This is a genomic window from Achromobacter agilis (assembly GCF_900496965.1).
Classification (GTDB): Bacteria; Pseudomonadota; Gammaproteobacteria; order Burkholderiales; family Burkholderiaceae_B; genus Achromobacter; species Achromobacter agilis.
This window is the reverse complement of record NZ_UFQB01000033.1, coordinates 13,571-30,171: the sequence shown is the minus strand read 5'-3', so window position 1 is coordinate 30,171 and position 16,601 is coordinate 13,571. Positions and strand designations below refer to the sequence as shown.

15 protein-coding genes are annotated in these 16,601 nt (G+C 61.0%); 7 read left to right on the top strand and 8 right to left on the bottom strand.

Going from position 1 to position 16,601, the window contains the following annotated elements; all coding sequences use genetic code 11:
• Positions 1 to 6: 6 nt before the first annotated feature.
• Both AGI3411_RS27185 and AGI3411_RS27180 read right to left on the bottom strand, forming a co-directional pair.
• Positions 7 to 468 (bottom strand): RidA family protein, encoded by a 462-nt coding sequence (locus AGI3411_RS27185; RefSeq protein WP_129530425.1) that lies wholly within the window; start codon positions 466 to 468, stop codon positions 7 to 9.
• 22 nt (positions 469 to 490) lie between these two features.
• Complete coding sequence (locus AGI3411_RS27180) at positions 491 to 1,948, bottom strand: 2-hydroxymuconic semialdehyde dehydrogenase (RefSeq protein WP_129530424.1); 1,458 nt, start codon at positions 1,946 to 1,948, stop codon at positions 491 to 493.
• Between the two features lie 139 nt (positions 1,949 to 2,087).
• Between AGI3411_RS27180 and AGI3411_RS27175 the strand changes: the two genes are divergently transcribed.
• Positions 2,088 to 2,579: a MarR family winged helix-turn-helix transcriptional regulator gene (locus AGI3411_RS27175; protein WP_129530423.1), complete on the top strand. Its 492-nt coding sequence runs from the start codon at positions 2,088 to 2,090 to the stop codon at positions 2,577 to 2,579.
• A 10-nt stretch (positions 2,580 to 2,589) separates the two neighbouring features.
• Here the strand turns inward: AGI3411_RS27175 and AGI3411_RS27170 are convergent, their stop codons facing one another.
• From AGI3411_RS27170 to AGI3411_RS27155, 4 genes are all read right to left on the bottom strand, one after another.
• On the bottom strand, positions 2,590 to 3,543 hold the full coding sequence (locus AGI3411_RS27170) for a YihY/virulence factor BrkB family protein (RefSeq protein WP_165359290.1): 954 nt from the start codon (positions 3,541 to 3,543) through the stop codon (positions 2,590 to 2,592).
• A gap of 197 nt (positions 3,544 to 3,740) precedes the next feature.
• Entirely contained in the window at positions 3,741 to 5,381 is a 1,641-nt protein-coding gene (groL, locus tag AGI3411_RS27165) for a chaperonin GroEL (RefSeq protein ID WP_013396136.1), read from the bottom strand.
• Positions 5,382 to 5,418: 37 nt separating this feature from the next.
• Complete coding sequence (groES, locus tag AGI3411_RS27160; RefSeq protein ID WP_006221616.1) at positions 5,419 to 5,706, bottom strand: co-chaperone GroES; 288 nt, start codon at positions 5,704 to 5,706, stop codon at positions 5,419 to 5,421.
• Between the two features lie 611 nt (positions 5,707 to 6,317).
• Positions 6,318 to 7,193, bottom strand: a complete 876-nt coding sequence (locus AGI3411_RS27155) for a GntR family transcriptional regulator (protein WP_129530422.1) — start codon at positions 7,191 to 7,193, stop codon at positions 6,318 to 6,320.
• A 163-nt stretch (positions 7,194 to 7,356) separates the two neighbouring features.
• Between AGI3411_RS27155 and AGI3411_RS27150 the strand changes: the two genes are divergently transcribed.
• The 6 genes from AGI3411_RS27150 (at position 7,357) to AGI3411_RS27125 (ending at position 13,229) form a co-directional block, all read left to right on the top strand.
• On the top strand, positions 7,357 to 8,196 hold the full coding sequence (locus AGI3411_RS27150) for an amidohydrolase family protein (RefSeq protein WP_129530421.1): 840 nt from the start codon (positions 7,357 to 7,359) through the stop codon (positions 8,194 to 8,196).
• Between the two features lie 29 nt (positions 8,197 to 8,225).
• The gene (locus AGI3411_RS27145; RefSeq protein ID WP_129530420.1) at positions 8,226 to 9,596 is read left to right on the top strand and encodes an NAD-dependent succinate-semialdehyde dehydrogenase; all 1,371 of its coding nucleotides are present in this window, start codon (positions 8,226 to 8,228) and stop codon (positions 9,594 to 9,596) included.
• A gap of 34 nt (positions 9,597 to 9,630) precedes the next feature.
• Complete coding sequence (locus tag AGI3411_RS27140; protein ID WP_129530419.1) at positions 9,631 to 10,044, top strand: cupin domain-containing protein; 414 nt, start codon at positions 9,631 to 9,633, stop codon at positions 10,042 to 10,044.
• A gap of 19 nt (positions 10,045 to 10,063) precedes the next feature.
• Entirely contained in the window at positions 10,064 to 11,128 is a 1,065-nt protein-coding gene (locus AGI3411_RS27135; protein WP_129530418.1) for an isocitrate/isopropylmalate dehydrogenase family protein, read from the top strand.
• Between the two features lie 109 nt (positions 11,129 to 11,237).
• Positions 11,238 to 12,215, top strand: a complete 978-nt coding sequence (locus AGI3411_RS27130) for a Bug family tripartite tricarboxylate transporter substrate binding protein (RefSeq protein ID WP_129530417.1) — start codon at positions 11,238 to 11,240, stop codon at positions 12,213 to 12,215.
• A 462-nt stretch (positions 12,216 to 12,677) separates the two neighbouring features.
• Positions 12,678 to 13,229, top strand: coding sequence for a universal stress protein (locus AGI3411_RS27125; protein WP_279638362.1), 552 nt, complete (start codon positions 12,678 to 12,680; stop codon positions 13,227 to 13,229).
• Positions 13,230 to 13,930: 701 nt separating this feature from the next.
• Here AGI3411_RS27125 and AGI3411_RS27120 read toward each other — a convergent pair.
• Together AGI3411_RS27120 and pyk are read right to left on the bottom strand one after the other, a co-directional pair.
• Positions 13,931 to 15,052 carry a glycerate kinase gene (locus AGI3411_RS27120; RefSeq protein ID WP_129530416.1) on the bottom strand — a complete coding sequence of 374 codons (1,122 nt, stop codon included), beginning with the start codon at positions 15,050 to 15,052 and terminating at the stop codon, positions 13,931 to 13,933.
• Positions 15,053 to 15,127: 75 nt separating this feature from the next.
• Positions 15,128 to 16,570, bottom strand: coding sequence for a pyruvate kinase (gene pyk, locus AGI3411_RS27115; protein ID WP_129530415.1), 1,443 nt, complete (start codon positions 16,568 to 16,570; stop codon positions 15,128 to 15,130).
• Positions 16,571 to 16,601 lie beyond the last annotated feature (31 nt).

Sequence of the window (16,601 nt, the reverse complement as noted above, 5' to 3'; positions counted from 1 at the left end):
CCGCCGTTAGCGTACGAGCGGCTTATAGGCGACCGCCTTGATTTCGATCAGCAGCTGGGGGTGCGGCAATTGATGCACGGCGACAGTGGTGCGTGCCGGGCCCTCGGCATCGAAATACTCGCCGTAGACCTGGTTGTAGCCACCGAAGTCGTTCATGTTGACGAGGAACGTGCTGATTTCCACCACGTCGGCCAGCGCGGCGCCGGCGGTGCCGAGGATGTCCCGGATGTTCTCGATGACGGCCCGGGTCTGCACCCGGATATCCAGCGTCGCCGTGCCCATCGCGTCCACCTCGGCGCCCGCGATGCGGTTGTCGGGCAGGCGTGAACTGGTGCCCGAGACGAACAGGAAGTCTCCCGCGCGCTTGATGTGCGGATACTTGCCGCGGGGCGTGGCCTTGCCGGCCACGACGGTGGCGCCGACCTCGGCCCGGTTCGTTCCGGGTTGGCTCGTGTTGGATCGGTTCATCGTGCGTTCCTTTTGCGTGAGATCAGAGTTTGACGCATACGTTGGTGGGTTCAGTATAGAAATGCAGCGAATGGCGTCCGCCTTCGCGGCCGATGCCCGACAGGCCGCTGCCGCCGAAGGGCGTGCGCAGGTCGCGCAGGAACCAGCAGTTGACCCAGGCCAGCCCGACCTTCATTGCCTGCGCCACGCGGTGCCCGCGGGTGAGATTCTGCGTCCAGACCGCGGCGGCCAGGCCATAGCGCGTATCGTTCGCCAGGCGGATGGCCTCGTCTTCGGTATCGAAGGGCGCCACGTGGCACACCGGGCCGAAGACTTCCTCTTTGATGCAGCGGGCGTTTTCGGGCAGGCCAGTCCAGACCGTGGGCTGCACGTAGGCGCCTTCGTCGCGGGCGTCTCCGAATGCCGGAATGCCGCCGCCGGCCACCACGGTCGCGCCCTCCTGGCGGGCCAGCGCGAAGTACGCCAGCACTTTTTCACGATGCTCGCACGACACCAGCGGCCCCATCTCGGTATCGGGATCCATCGGCCAGCCGATGCGCATCGCCCTGGCCCGCGCCGCCAACGCTTCCACGAAACGTTCGTAGATCGGGCGCTCGACATACACGCGTTCGGTGCACAGGCAGACCTGCCCGCAGTTGGCGAAGACCGAGCGCGTCACCCCGTCCAGCGCGGCGTCGAAGTCGGCGTCCGCGAACACCAGGGCCGCGTTCTTGCCGCCCAGTTCGAACGACACCGGCTTCACGCCCGGCGCCACGGCCCGCATGATGGCGGCGCCCGTGGCGGATTCGCCGGTGAAGGTAATGCCGTCGATATCCGGGTGCGTGGTCATGAACTCGCCCGCGGAGCCGGGGCCGAACCCGTGTGTCAGGTTCAGCACGCCGGCCGGCAGCCCCGCGTGATGGGCGACTTCCGCCAGCAAGGTTGCGGTAGACGGCGTGACCTCGGACGGCTTCATGATCACGGTGTTGCCGAACGCCAGGGCGGGCGCCACCTTCCAGGTCAGGAGCAGCAGCGGCAGGTTCCAGGGAGAGATCACCCCCACCACGCCCAGCGGTTTGCGGTAGGCGTAGTTCAACGCCTGCCTGCCGTCCGGCGTGTCGGTCATGTAGCTTTCCATATCCAGCGTGCGGGCCAACTCAGCAAAGGCCCTGAAGTTGGCTGCCCCGCGGGGGATGTCGATCTGGCTGGCCCAACCGACGGGCTTGCCGGTGTCGCCGATCTCGGCCTGCAGGAAATCGTCGAAGCGCCGATGGATGCCGTCGGCCAGCGCCAGCAGGTGATCGGTGCGCTGCGCGACCGGCAGCGCGGCCCAGGCGGGCAGGGCGCGGCGCGCCGCCGCCACGGCACGGTCCACCTGATCGCGGCCGGCTTCATGGACCTGTGCAATCAGGCGCCCATCCACCGGGCTGCGCTTGCCGAACGTGGAGGCGCCGTCTTCAAAGCGGCCATCGATGTAGTTGCGTAACTGGCGGGTCGTCATGCCGGGCCCCTGATAGTGGATAAATAAATACGTATACGTACTATATTGCGGGATAATAGGCAGCCCCTTGCCGCAAGTCAATGCGCATTTTCTAGAACGCCAGCGCCTACAATCGCCGGGCGTACTCCATGGAAGCCCGATGACCGCTACCGCCAGATCCGCCCGCGCCGGCCAGGCCAAGCTCCGCGCCCTGAATGAATTCGACCTGACCCACGTCGTGTCCCATTTGCTGCGCCGAGCCCATTTCCGGGCGGAAGGCCTGTTCACGCAGGCATTTCCCGACGAGGGCCTCACGCCGCGCCAGAAGGCGTTGCTGATCACCGTCTACCAGAACCCGGGCGCCACGCAGAACCGCATCGCCGAACTGATCGCGCTGGACCGCAATTCCTTTGCCGAAATGATCGCGCGGATGACGAAGAAGGGATATGTGCGCCGCACGCGCTCCGCCGAAGACGGCCGGGCCTATGCCCTGGACATCACGGACGAAGGCGTTGCACTGCTGGCGCGCATCCTGCCCGAGGACGCCGCGGTGGAGGCGCAGGTGCTGGCTCCGATTCCCGAAGCGCTGCGCCCGGTATTCCTGAAGTGCCTGCGCCTGATGGCGGGGCTGGATGCCCCGGACGCATCCTGAAGCGGGAAGGTCAGGCGTCGGAGTCCGCGTCCGCGTCCGCCGCTTGCGTCGTCTGTGCCGCGGGCGTTGCCTGCGCCGCCGGCTGCCGTTGCCGGCCGAAGCGCAGCGCGAACTGCCGCGTGAACACCGCCCCGAAGAAGAAGATCTGCGCCGAGTAGTAGATCCAGAGCAGCAGGGCGATGAGCGAGCCCGCCGCGCCATACGCGGATACAGCCGCGCCGCGGCTCAGGTACACCCCGATGCCCCATTTGCCGACGAGAAACAGCGCCGCCGTCACGATGGCGCCCGGGATCACGTCCGGCCACGAGATCTTGGCGCTCGGCAGCAGCTTGAAGATCACCGCGAACAGCGCCGCGACCACGGAGAAGGAAAACAGATTGGAGAACCATTCCGCCACCAGCGCAAAGGACGAGGCCGTCCACAAGTCGCCGTAGTAGCTGCGCGCCGCCCCGAGCCCCGCGTTGACGGTCAGGGAAATCAGCAGGAACAGCGCCAGGACCAGCACCAGGCCGAACGACAGCATCCGGCTGCGCACCATGCCGTGGATTCCGCCTTTCTGGTTGGCGGACACCTCCCAGAGATCGTCCAGGCTGGCCTTCAATTCGGCGAAGGCCGTGGTGGCGCTGAAGATCAGCACGAAAATCGAGATCAGCGCCGCGATCCAGCCGCCGCCGGATTCGTGCGCGCTGGCCAGCACGGTCTGGATCACCTCGGCACCGCGCTCGCCGGTCAGGTCGCGCAGCTGCGAGAACAGCTCCGAGCGCACCGCGTCCTCGCCGAAGAAGGCGCCTGCCACCGCGATCACCAGGATCAGCATGGGGGCCAGCGAGAACACCATGTACAGGGCCAGCGCGGCGCCCTTGCTGGACGCGCGGTGCGTGGACCACTGCTTGGCGGAATCCATCAGCAGCCCGCCGATTTCGGATGGGCGCAGGGTACGCAGCAGGGTCTGGGATATGCGCATGGGGCGAAGCTCTTTCCGGGGAACCTCTATTGTAGGGACGCATGCGCCGCGGGGAAACCGCAAGACTGTTCGCAAACGTGTCCAGGGCAGGATCCGGGCCGCGCAAAAGAAAAACCCCCGGGGCGAAGGACCGGGGGTTTTTCAGGATACTGCGTTCCCCGGCCGAAGCCGGGGAGGCCTTGCAAGGGAAGCGGGACTTAGAAGTCCATGCCGCCCATGCCGCCCATGCCGCCGGGCATTGCCGGAGCAGCGGGCTTGTCTTCGGCCAGTTCCACAACGGCGGCTTCGGCCGTCAGCAGCAGGCTGGCGACGGAGGCAGCGTTCTGCAGGGCGGTGCGGGTCACCTTGGTGGGATCCAGCACGCCTTGCTCGACCAGGTCGGTGTACTCGCCGGTCGCGGCGTTGTAGCCGTAGTTGCCCTTGCCGTTCAGCACGTTGCTGACCACGACGCTGGCTTCTTCGCCGGCGTTCGTGACGATCGTGCGCAGCGGTTCTTCGACAGCGCGCAGGATCAGCTTGATGCCGGCGTTCTGGTCAGGCGTGTCGCCCTTCAGGTCGGTGATGGCTTGCTTGGCGCGCAGCAGAGCAACGCCGCCGCCAGCCACAACGCCTTCTTCCACAGCAGCGCGGGTAGCGTGCAGGGCGTCTTCGACGCGAGCCTTCTTTTCCTTCATTTCGACTTCGGTGGCAGCGCCAACGCGAATCACGGCAACGCCGCCGGCCAGCTTGGCCACGCGTTCTTGCAGCTTTTCACGGTCGTAGTCGGACGTGGCTTCTTCGATCTGGATGCGAACTTGCTTGACGCGAGCTTCGATCGACTTGCTGTCGCCAGCGCCGTCGATGATCGTCGTGTTTTCCTTGCCCACTTCGATGCGCTTGGCTTGGCCCAGTTCAGCCAGACCAGCCTTTTCCAGGGACATGCCGGTTTCTTCGGAGATCACCGTGCCGCCCGTCAGGATGGCGATGTCTTCCAGCATGGCCTTGCGGCGGTCGCCGAAGCCAGGAGCCTTGACGGCGGTGGTCTTCAGGATGCCACGGATGTTGTTCACAACCAGGGTGGCCAGCGCTTCGCCTTCGACGTCTTCGGCGATGATCAGCAGCGGACGGCTCGACTTGGCGACTTGTTCCAGCACGGGCAGCAGGTCACGGATGTTGCTGATCTTCTTGTCGAAAATCAGGACAAACGGATCTTCCAGCGCGGCAACTTGCTTGTCCGGGTTGTTGATGAAGTAGGGCGACAGGTAGCCGCGGTCGAATTGCATGCCTTCGACGACGTCCAGCTCGTTTTCCAGCGACTTGCCGTCTTCGACGGTGATGACGCCTTCCTTGCCGACCTTGTCCATCGCGTCAGCGATGATCTGGCCGATGGAGGTGTCGCTGTTGGCCGAGATCGAGCCGACCTGGGCGATTTCCTTGCTGGTCGTGACCGGCTTGGATTGCTTCTTCAGTTCAGCGACGGCGGCGGCGACAGCCTTGTCGATGCCACGCTTCAGGTCGATCGGGTTGAAACCGGCGGCAACGTACTTCAGGCCTTCCTGAACGATGGCCTGGGCCAGCACGGTGGCGGTGGTGGTGCCGTCGCCGGCGTTGTCGGAGGTCTTCGAGGCGACGTCCTTGACGAGCTGGGCGCCGATGTTCTCGAACTTGTCCTTCAGTTCGATTTCCTTGGCGACGGACACGCCGTCCTTGGTCACCGTCGGGGCGCCGAACGAGCGCTCCAGCACGACGTTGCGACCCTTGGGGCCCAGGGTGGTCTTGACAGCGTTGGCGAGAACATTCACGCCGCGGACGATGCGCACGCGGGCGTCGTCACCGAACAATACTTGCTTGGCAGCCATTTCTTAGCTTCCTTCGAAAATTCGTTTGAGGCAGGGTTTACTGGACCACGGCGAGGATTTCGTCCTCGCGGATGACGAGCAGCTCTTCGCCGTCAACCTTCACGGACTGGCCGGCGTACTTGCCGAACAGAACCTTGTCGCCAGCCTTCAGGTCGACGGGCAGGATCTTGCCGTCTTCGGTCTTCTTGCCGGGGCCGACGGCCACGACTTCACCTTGATCAGGCTTTTCAGCGGCGCTGTCGGGGATGACGATGCCCGAGGCAGTCTTGCGCTCGTTTTCGAGGCGTTTGACGATCACGCGATCGCCCAGGGGACGCAAGGCCATGTGGAACTCCTGTTACTAAAAGAAGAAGAGAATGATCGGTTGGGCCCGGGAACGTTGTTAGCACTCACCGGTGTCGAGTGCTAATTATAGGGATGATGTTCTAGGCTTCAAGGGGGGGAGAGGGGGCTGTTACATATTGGGGGGCAAGGAGCGGCGCCCGATAATTGGGGACGATTCCATTGTTTGAGTTCCTTGATGTCCATGCCGAAGTTCATTCAACTTGAGATTTGGTTCACTGAAGTTGGGAAAATGGTCAAAACGGTTCACTCAACTCGGAAATTGAACAAGAAAGGTTCGTTGAAGATGCCGACGAAGAGTGCCTGCGGTAGTGGCGGAACCGCCTAAGCTGGCACAGGGTTTTCTTAAACACGCGGCGTTGAGGCCGGAAAGGCCAAATTTGACGATACGGTGGCTAGTTAACAGTGGCAGTGACGATGATCGGGAGGATAGGCCTAGTCTGCCTGCTAGCATGCCATGTCAATGGCTTCCAGACGATGCCGGTGGCGGGCGGTCTTTCCCACGGCGCCACCCAAGGCGGTTGAATGCACAACCCAAAGCTGCCATTCCCTCGTGCTAGCGAGAAGGTATCAGCGCGAGTACCTAGCGGCCCGTCACTTCAACCCTTTCTGCTTCTCCCGAGAAGCAGTCTCCAGATGGTCGCGCATCATCTGGGCGGCGCGGTCGATCTTGCTTGTGAGAAGTAGATCGATGAGCACCAAATGCTCCTCACAGCGGCGCAGAGCCTGCTTGCGGTCTACCGCCTTGCGATATTCCATCAGCCTCCGAATCTTGTTGATTCGTCGTAGGGAATCCAGGATGAAGGTGTTTCCAGAGCATGCGGCAATCGTCTCGTGAAGCCGGGTGTTGGCATCGAAAATTTGCGCGGGCGATACGCGCTCGATCTCGCCGCCGACCAGAGCTTCCTGCTCCTTCAGGCATTGACGAAGGCCAACGCTGTCGATGGTAAAGCCGGGCTCCAGGATGCAGGCAGGCTCCACCAGGATACGGTAGCGATAGGCTTGCGCGTATGCCGCGTCTGATGTCATCGCCTCGGTGAACTCCCAACCGTGTCCGGGCAACCGTTCCATCCAGCCTTCAGCTGAGATGCGCCGCAACAGGTCTGTCAGCGCGCTGCGCGTCACGCCGTATCGGCGCATCAATTCATTTTCCGACACTCGTTTTGGGAGTAAGCCGTCCAGGCGCTCTTGTGCGATTCGAAGGTAAATCTCTTCATACGGTGATTCGTCGGCGATCTCGGCTGGGTTGAGCTTCAGTGCCGCCTTGCCAACAACGAAGCCGCCTTCCGGATGTGGATCTATCAGCGACTGCTCCGCCAAATGTTTGAGCGCGGTGCGAATGGGCGACCTGGACACGCGCAGCGCTTCCGCCAGACCGCGCTCTGATAGGCGGGCGCCGACCGGCAGGGCATGGGCGCTAATACGCTGAAGAATGTCTGCGGCAATCTGGGACTGCAGGGACTGGGCCATGGATTCAATATCGCAATCTGATGCTCGCATCGTATCGCAGTGGGAACGGGGGACGAATCGGTAAGTTCCTAGTTGCGCGTCTTGCGAACTTAATGGTACTTTGCATCAACAAAAAACCACTCAGCGTCGATGCCTTGGCACCGGGACTGGGCGAACCAGCTTAATGAATATGGCCCCCGTTTCACTACCCACCGACGCCTGCGATTGCCACGTCCACATCCTGGACCCGGATCGATTTCCGTATGCCCAGGCAAGGGCGTACACCCCGCCGCCGGCGCCGGTCGCGCAATTGCGCCAGTTTCATCAGGGCCTGGGGATTGGACGAACCGTCGTTGTTCAGCCTAGCTGCTACGCCTTCGACAACAGCGCGCTGTGCAGCGCACTAGACACCTTGGGCTTAGAGGCGGCGCGTGGTGTAGCCGTCGTCGATGTGGAACGCGTGTCGGACGGCGAGCTCGAGCGCTTGAGCCATCTCGGTGTGCGGGGCGTGCGCCTCAATTTCCATGTGCAGGGCGCCAACGAAGCAGCGAGTGCGTGCAAGCTGGCCGCCGATCGGATCCAGCCCTTCGGGTGGCATTTGCAGCTTTACGCCGACGTCCAAACTCTGACGGCGCTGGGGCCGACGTTGGAGAACCTGCCCGTTCCGGTAGTGCTGGATCACTTCGGCGGCGGGGCGGCAGCGGCACCGACGGTGGCGCGACTGATGCATGCGCCAGGCGTCTGGGTGAAATTGTCAGCGCCATATCGCGTAAGTCGGAACTTCGATGAGCTCGTTCCGCTGGTGCACGAATTGATGGATTCCGCCGATGACCGCCTACTCTGGGCTTCCGATTGGCCACACACGGGAGGCAGCGGCGGTCAGGCGCGGCACCCTGAAAAAATCGAGCCGTTTCGCCAGGTCAATGTGCAGGCTGACTTGCATGCTCTGCATGCCGCAATTGGTGATGATCGGCGCTTTCGCGCGCTGATGGTCGACAACCCAGCCCGCCTGTACGGGTTTTAGCGTTGCAATGACTACTTTTGAGATGAGACATGATTCATTCCATTAATCCCGCGACCGGGGAATCGGTCGATAGCTACGACAACCACAGCGCAGCCCAAGTGGGGGCCATTCTTGCGGACGCGCATAGCGCTCAGAAAGAATGGGCACTGCAGGATGTCAGAACCCGGTCCGCGCTTCTGCTCAAGGTTGCAGCGGCGCTGCGTGCCAACAAGACGGAATACGCAAGGCTGATCACGGTCGAGATGGGCAAGCCCATTAACGAATCCGAAGCCGAAATCGAGAAATCGGCGGTGACATGCGAGTTCTATGCCGCCGAGGGACCTCGCTTCCTGGATGATGAGTCAGTAGCCAGTAATGCATCCGACAGCAGGGTGGTCTTTGATCCGCTGGGTGTGGTGCTGGCCATCATGCCCTGGAACTATCCGTTCTGGCAGTTTGTTCGATTTGCTGCGCCGGCGCTTGCGGCTGGCAATGCGGCGGTTCTGAAGCACGCCAATAACGTGCCGGGTTGTGCATTGGCTCTGGAACGCGCCTTCCGCGACGCCGGTACGCCCCAGGGTCTGGTGCAGGCACTGCTGATCGATGCCAGTGAAGTTGCCGGCGTGCTTGCGGATCCGCGTATTGCGGCGGTGACGCTGACGGGTTCGACCGCCGTTGGGAAGCTGGTGGCCGCGCAGGCGGGGAGCCTGCTCAAGAAGCAGGTGCTGGAACTGGGCGGATCGGATCCGTTCATCGTGCTTGCGGATGCGGACATCGACCTCGCCGCCAAAACGGCAGCCAAAGCCCGCTTTTCCAATGCGGGTCAAAGCTGCATTTCCGCCAAGCGCTTCATTGTGCAGGAGCAGATTGCAGATCGCTTTGTGGCGGAACTGGTCAAGCATGTGGCCGAACTGAAGCTCGGTGATCCGCTGGATCCTGAAACACAAATCGGTCCATTGGCGCGGGCGAATCTTCGCGCTGATATTGAAGATCAGGTGCGGCGAAGCGTTGCGGCAGGCGCCAAGCTCATCATTGGCGGCAAGACGGTCGATGGGCCAGGCTTCTTTTATGAACCAACCGTGCTGGACCACGTGACGCCTGACATGGCCGCCGCGATGGAAGAGACGTTTGGCCCTGCCGCCGCTGTCATTCGCGTGGCAGATGAAGACACCGCCGTCGAACTAGCCAATGCGACCGAGTTTGGTTTGGGAGCGGCCGTGTGGACGACCGACGTCAAGAAGGCAGAGAAATTGGCTCGCCGACTCGAAGCAGGCGCTGTGTTTATCAACGGCTTAGTCGCGTCGGACGCGCGATTGCCCTTCGGAGGCGTCAAGCAGTCTGGCTACGGCAGGGAACTGGGGGAGTTCGGCATTCGCGAGTTCACCAACATCAAAACATTGTGGGTAGGGCCCGCTCGGTGACCCGAGGGCAACCTTCGTCTGAGGAGCAGAAATCATGATTAAGACATCTTCCAATGCGGTGCTGTTGCAGCCCGAAACCATCAAAAAGCACGATCGAGGCGGCGGCGCCAGTACCACCCCACTGGTGACGCGCGGGGTCGGCGCCACGGCCTTTATCACGGGCTATACCGAGTTTGCGGGAGGCGCCGAGATTCCGTTCCACAGCCACAACTGTGAAGAAAGCGTCATGCTCGTTGAGGGCAATGCAATTTTCGACATCGATGGTGAGGAGTTCTCGGTCAAGCCGCAGGACGTCACGTTCATTCCCCCAAACGTGACACACCGGTTCCGCAACGCATCCAAGACAGAGCCCATGAAAATTTTGTGGATCTACGGATCGCAAGATGCCACAAGAACCTTGGTCGAAACCGGTGAAACACGTCCCGTCGCCGCCGAACACGCAAATTGAAACCAAGCTGGTGCACATCATGAAATTACTTGTTCTTCCCGGCGACGGCATTGGTCCGGAAATTGTCCAGTCTGCAGTTGAAGTGCTGCAGGCCGCGGACAAGCGCTACGGCCTTGATCTCTCTTTTGAATACGAAGACGTCGGTTTCGCGAGTCTCGAGAAATACGGCACGACGCTACGTGAGGAGGTGCTCCAGGGTGCGCGATCGTACGACGGCATCATTCTTGGCACCCAGTCCCACGCAGACTACCCCGCGCCGGAAAAGGGTGGCCGCAATATTTCGGGCGCGTTTCGAGTGATCCTAGATCTGTACGCCAACGTTCGGCCCGCGCGTACGCGTCCCAGCATCCCCAGCAACATGCGTGAAGGCAAGACGATGGATCTGGTCATTATGCGAGAAGCCACTGAAGGGTTTTACCCTGACAGAAACATGGCGCGCGGCTGGGGTGAAATGATGCCATCGCCAGACATGGCGCTGTCCGTGCGGAAAATTACGCGGCACTGCAGCGAGCGCATTGCCCGTCGCGCTTTCGAACTGGCCCGCAAGCGTCGGCAGAAGGTGACCGCAATTCATAAGGCAAACAGCTTCCACATGACGGACGGCTTATTCCTGGAATGTGTCCGCGCCGTTGCCAAGGATTTTCCGGACGTCGCGCTGGACGACCTACTCGTGGATGCGTCCACCGCCTACCTTGTACGCAATCCTGAGCGCTTCGACGTTCTCGTGGCCGAAAACTTCTACGGCGACATCCTTTCCGACCTGGCCAGCGAATTGTCGGGAAGCCTTGGGCTGGCAGGCTCCATAATGGCGGGCGACACCTTGTGTTGCGCGCAGGCACAGCATGGCTCGGCGCCGGATATTCAAGGCCAGGACAAGGCCAATCCCACGTCGATGATTCTCTCGGTCGCGATGCTGATGGAGTGGCTGGGCGAGCAGCGGGGGTTGCCTGCATACCTGAAAGCTGGTCAGGCCATTCAAGCGGCCGTTGACAAAGCGCTTTCCAGCCCGGCCACGCGTACCCCCGATATCGGAGGCAGCATCGGCACCAAGGCGTTCGGCGCCGCAGTGACTTCGCTGCTCTAAGCGAAGCCTACGAACCCCGAATCGCGTCGTTAACACGCTTTTCAAAAGAACAACTATCAGTGCGAGGGCGGGCGAAAAGACTTGCCTCGCCGATAGGAGGAGACAACTCATGCGTTACACGCACATTTTCGCAGCCGTGGGCGCTGCCCTGGCCCTGGCATCCGCTGCTCAGGCTGGAAACGGTCCGTCAGGCTACCCCGAGAGACCTATCACCCTCGTCGTCCCGTTCCCGCCAGGCGGGGGCAGTGACAATATCGCCCGTTACGTTGCTTCCCGGCTTAGCGCGCGTACCGGCGGCAACATCATCGTCGAGAATCGACCGGGTGCAGGGACCAACATTGGCAATGAATTTGTGGCGCGTGCCGCGGCTGATGGATACACGCTTCTGTTCGGTCAAGTCACCCTTTCCATCAATCCGCATGTCTATCCCAAGCTGCGCTACAGCGTCGCAAAGGATTTTTCTCCCATCGCGCAGGTTGCCGTGTCGCCCACCGTGTTGCTCGTCAATGCGAGCAGCGACATCAGGGACGTGAAAGGATTCGCGGAAAACGTGCGGACGAACCCCGGCAAGGTGAACTACGGGTCAGGCGGCACAGGAACGTCAGTACATTTGGCGGGACAGCTGTTTTCGACGGTGGCGGGCTTGGATATGGTGCACGTTCCCTACAAAGGGAGCGGCCCGGCGATGGTGGACTTGATGGGCGGTCAGATTCAGGCAATCTTTGACACCGCGCCGTCAGCGTTGCCGCAAGCCGCAGGCGGAAAAGTCAGAGCCCTCGCCGTAACCGGACAGCAGCGTCTGGCGGGGCTGCCGAATGTTCCAACCTTTGCTGAAGCTGGATTTCCGGCTTTTGATGCCCCGGTTTGGTATGGACTGCTGGGACCCGCCAAGCTGCCTGAGCCAATCGTCACGTATCTTAATGAACAGGTCAACCTGATCCTGGACGAACCGGAGACGCGCGACCGGCTAGCCCAGCTTGGTTCCATCCCGAAGAAGGGAAGCGCCCTGGACTTCGGGGCGTTCATCGGCAAGGAGTCGGAGCGCTGGCAGGCTGTGGTCAAAAGCGCAAACGTGACCTTGGATTGATATGGTTGAAGTCCGGCGAGCATACTCGCCGGACCGGTCGAATCGACGGTTCATGCTACTCCGCGGAGTCGCGTAGCCGACGCAAAGTTAGTTCTGCAGAGCTACTAGAGGGCTCAGCAGTTGAACTGATGAACTAGCAATCGATTAAAGGAGTTTCAACGTCGGCTTCATGGCCGGGAGAAGTCATCGACGGCGGACGGATTGACCCTAAGCCGACCTTTGGGAGGCCGACCGTCCCGGTTGGGTTCACATGGATTGTCGCTGCGGGCGCACATAAGCGGAGCCGCGACATTTTCTCGTGCACCCCCGTAACCTGGGCGACTTCCCAGCCCAACAATCGCAGACTGTGTTCAAGACGGCTTAGTCCTTGTTGGGAGACTGCCGCACGACCCGTCTACAATGCGCGCAGCATCTGCAACGGATGCCGCATCGCTTCGATGGCGATACTAGTGGACTCGGCGGTTGCTGGGTGGCTCGGCCGGGCGCCTAGAGACCATCATCGAGCGTGAAGCCGAGGCGGGCTTGGTGGTGATGGGCAAGCGTGGGGCCTCCAGCGCATTTGCCGCCGGCCACCTCGGATCGAAAATCGAGCGTGTGCTTCGAGCCAGCAACAAGCCGCTGTTGGTTGCACCCGAGCAGTTTGTGGTACCCACGCGGGTTGTGATTGCATACGACGGAGGCAAATCTATTGCTAGGACGATCGCACTGCTGACGAGCACGCCGTTGCTTGACAGTCTACCCATTCACCTCGTCAGGGCGGGCGCGGAGACGCAAGAGCATCGAGACGAGATGGAGCAAGCCGTTAAGCTCTTTGAGCAAAGCGGGCGGGCCGCAACTATTTCGCTTACGTCGGGGTCACCTGAGCGAGTTATCGCCGACTGCGTAGCCGGGGCTCCTACGTCCGTGCTGGTCATTGGGGCCTATGGCCACTCTCCGCTCAGGAATTTGATCGTTGGTAGTACCACGACGTCAATGATACGAGCTGTTGAGGCGCCGATTCTGCTTGTGCGATAGCGGCGAGAACTTATGGGATAGTCGATGGGGTGACCCACGTGCGTCACCTACATCCGATGAACCGAATGTCTCATTTTGGCCGATAGCAGTCGATTGAGATCGGCTGATTGGCACGCCACGGCGTCCCACGAGGCCTGGAGCGATCGAGGCCGACCTGCCAGAGCCCTGCGGGCAGAGGACGTGGTGGCATGGCCAACGGCGCAGATGGCGCAAGGTCCCGTTTTCAATGAACTTTGACACCGTACTTTGTCCTCAGCGGCAAGAAGCTTTCAACTTAGGTGAATTTTCGTGGGAAGTTGCGCAAGTCAAGTGAACTGTCGCTCGCAAGTTAAATGAACCAGACGGCGCTAAGTCACTGATCTGCAAGGGGTCATGTTTCCAACTTAATTGAACTCCGACAGCTGATACGCCGAGCCCCTTGATCGAACGCTTGACGAAGGCGCTGGCATGTTCCCTTGCCCAGACGGCGACCATCAATCGCCTATAGGAGCTGAGCTACCGGCCGGGCACTGCGGATCCGCAAGCTGGCGCGTAGAGTGGTTGACGAGGGAGCCTTCATGTGCGAGATAGCCGGAGCGGCCCCGGTCCAGCCTCAGTAGCAATGGGAATGCCCCACAAACGTCCCTGTCCCGCAGGCGAGGACGTGGGTCGGCATTGTTTGGCGACCCTACTGCGCGTTCTCTAGGCGCTACGCCCGTTCCTCAAGTGATCCACAACCGCGTTGCGTCTCGGGCCCGGTCAGTCAGAAGGGCTTCTGCGTGTTCGCAAGCGGCATCCAGCGTCATCGGACCGCTGACCAGGCTAAAGGCCGCGGATACTCCGCAAGCGTAAAGTGCATCGTATCCCTCGCCCAACGCGCCGGCGAGGGCGATCACTGGCACGCCGGCCCTCTGGGCGATACGCGCAACTCCTGCAGGGGTTTTGCCGCGAAGTGTCTGTGCGTCCATACGACCCTCCCCGGTGAAGACCAGGTCAGTGTCCCCTATTTCGGCTTCCAAGCCGCAGATCTCTGCAACGATCTCAACCCCCGGTCGGAAGCTTGCGCGCAGAAAAGTCATTGCTGCAAAGCCGAGACCTCCAGCGGCACCCGCGCCTGCGCAATCGCGCTGGTCCGTTCCGAAATGACTGGCGCAGATATTCGCAAGGTTTTCTAAAGAAAGGTCTAGCTCCTTGACCTGGTCGAGCGTCGCGCCTTTCTGAGGCCCAAATACATGCGATGCGCCGCTATTTCCGCACAAAGGATTGTCGACGTCAGAGGCCACCTCGATCTTGACGAGCGCCAATCTCGGATCTAAACCAGATGTGTCCAGCTTCGCTAGTGTCTTGAGTGCGGCTCCGCCGGGTGAAAGCTGACTGCCTTTCGCGTCCAGAAGGCGCACGCCTAGGGCGGCCAGCATCCCGGCGCCGCCATCGTTGGTGGACGAGCCTCCTAAGCCCAGAATAATTCGATCGGCATGAGCGTCAAGCGCGGCTTTAATCAACTGGCCCACACCAAAGCTGCAGGCTTTCATCGGTCGTCTCAGCGAAGGCGGTATCAACTCCAGGCCGGCGGCGGCAGCCACCTCAATGACGGCGGTATTCCCAAGCAGCCCCCAAGCCGCTTCTTGAACTTCGCCTAACGCACCAAGCACCCTGCAGGATTTGCGGTCGCCATGGGTGGCACTCAAGAGTGCGTCCAAAGTACCTTCGCCACCGTCAGCCATCGGAATGCAAAAAATCTGGGCATCAGGTAGTACCTGGCGAACACCGCGAGCGATCGCTGCGGCGGCAAGCTCCGCAGAGAGACTCTCTTTAAAGGAATCTGGGGCAATAACGATTTTCAGGATGAAACTCCTGGCGCAGAATGCGTCCGAAGGGAAGGTTGGAGGATTGCGGCGCTGAAGACCGGGTCGAAAGACCTATTCAATTTTCAGGATTTTCATCCCGTTCGTGCCGCCGCTATCGCGATAGAAGTCACCCTTGGTCAGGATGACCCAATCACCGGACTGCACCAATTCTCGCCTCCTAAGTTCCTCAATAGCTGCTTCGCTCAGGTACGCGGGTTCGTGCTCGGCAGGAGAAAACGGAATGGTATATACGCCTCTGAACATGGCTGCCCGATTCTGCGTGGTGGGATGCGGGCTATAGCAATAGATAGGTACGCTTGATCGGATGCGCGACATGATCAGCGGCGTTAGACCACTCTCTGTCAACGCGATGATCGCCCGGATCCCGGGGAAGTGGTTTGCGGCGTACATCGCTGACAGAGCAATGGTCTCATCGCATCTCTGAAACACTTCGTCCAGGCGATGATGAGATTTGCTGGAAGTCGGATGCTTTTCCGCGCCCAGGCACACGCGGGCCATGGCCTGTACGGCCTCGATGGGATACTGTCCGGACGCACTCTCTGCGGACAGCATCACGGCGTCCGTATAGTCCAGCACGGCATTGGAGACGTCGGAAACTTCAGCCCGCGTTGGCATGGGGCTGCTGATCATAGACTCCATCATCTGCGTGGCCGTAATCACAACCTTGTTCAGTTTTCGGGAATGCAAAATGATTCGCTTCTGAATACCGACGAGTTCGGCATCTCCGACTTCCACTCCTAGATCACCGCGCGCGACCATGACGCCATCGCTGGCTTGGATGAGAGCGCCGAGCGCTTCGTCATCTACGACCGCTTCCGCACGTTCGATCTTCGCGATGATCCACGCTTGGCTGCCCGCAGCGCGAACCAACTCTCGCGCCTCCTCTATGTCTCGGCCATACCGAGGAAAAGAGACGGCAACGTAATCGACGCCTAGTTCAGCTGCCAGCAGGATGTCTGCGCGATCCTTTTCAGTCAGGCTAGGCGCGGACAATCCGCCACCGCGCCGATTGATCCCTTTGTTGTTGGATAACGGCCCGCCTACGATCACTATCGTGTGTACGGCATCTCCTTCGATACTAGTGACCTTCACGACGACACGTCCGTCGTCCAGCAAGAGCTCATCGCCGGCGGCACAGTCGCGAGCCAGTGCCGGATAGTCGATTCCGACTATGGACTCGTTGCCTTCCTCTTTTGGATGCGAGTTAGAGAGGGTGAACGGCTGCCCCGTTTTTAGCGTGACCGTCTTGTTCGCAAAGCGCGCGATGCGAATCTTTGGGCCCTGGAGGTCGCCCATCAACGCAACGAAACGGTCGTTACGAGCGGCCAGGTCGCGAACCTTTTGGGCCCGCTCCCGGTGGTCGTCGGCACTCCCATGGGAAAAATTGAGGCGAGCTACGTCAAGGCCAGCAAGGATCAAGCCCTCAAGAATTTCATCCTTCGTGGTCGCGGGCCCTAACGTAGCCACGATCTTCGTACGGCGCAATGCGTTCATAGTCTGTTTGCTGTTCATACAATGACCGACG

Excerpts from the sequence above, each read along its gene's own strand:
- AGI3411_RS27185 (WP_129530425.1), bottom strand. The coding sequence starts at position 468 with ATGAACCGATCCAACACGAGCCAACCCGGAACGAACCGGGCCGAGGTC.
- AGI3411_RS27180 (WP_129530424.1), bottom strand. The coding sequence starts at position 1,948 with ATGACGACCCGCCAGTTACGCAACTACATCGATGGCCGCTTTGAAGAC.
- AGI3411_RS27175 (WP_129530423.1), top strand. The coding sequence starts at position 2,088 with ATGACCGCTACCGCCAGATCCGCCCGCGCCGGCCAGGCCAAGCTCCGC.
- AGI3411_RS27170 (WP_165359290.1), bottom strand. The coding sequence starts at position 3,543 with ATGCGCATATCCCAGACCCTGCTGCGTACCCTGCGCCCATCCGAAATC.
- groL (WP_013396136.1), bottom strand. The coding sequence starts at position 5,381 with ATGGCTGCCAAGCAAGTATTGTTCGGTGACGACGCCCGCGTGCGCATC.
- groES (WP_006221616.1), bottom strand. The coding sequence starts at position 5,706 with ATGGCCTTGCGTCCCCTGGGCGATCGCGTGATCGTCAAACGCCTCGAA.
- AGI3411_RS27155 (WP_129530422.1), bottom strand. The coding sequence starts at position 7,193 with ATGGCCCAGTCCCTGCAGTCCCAGATTGCCGCAGACATTCTTCAGCGT.
- AGI3411_RS27150 (WP_129530421.1), top strand. The coding sequence starts at position 7,357 with ATGAATATGGCCCCCGTTTCACTACCCACCGACGCCTGCGATTGCCAC.
- AGI3411_RS27145 (WP_129530420.1), top strand. The coding sequence starts at position 8,226 with ATGATTCATTCCATTAATCCCGCGACCGGGGAATCGGTCGATAGCTAC.
- AGI3411_RS27140 (WP_129530419.1), top strand. The coding sequence starts at position 9,631 with ATGATTAAGACATCTTCCAATGCGGTGCTGTTGCAGCCCGAAACCATC.
- AGI3411_RS27135 (WP_129530418.1), top strand. The coding sequence starts at position 10,064 with ATGAAATTACTTGTTCTTCCCGGCGACGGCATTGGTCCGGAAATTGTC.
- AGI3411_RS27130 (WP_129530417.1), top strand. The coding sequence starts at position 11,238 with ATGCGTTACACGCACATTTTCGCAGCCGTGGGCGCTGCCCTGGCCCTG.
- pyk (WP_129530415.1), bottom strand. The coding sequence starts at position 16,570 with ATGAACGCATTGCGCCGTACGAAGATCGTGGCTACGTTAGGGCCCGCG.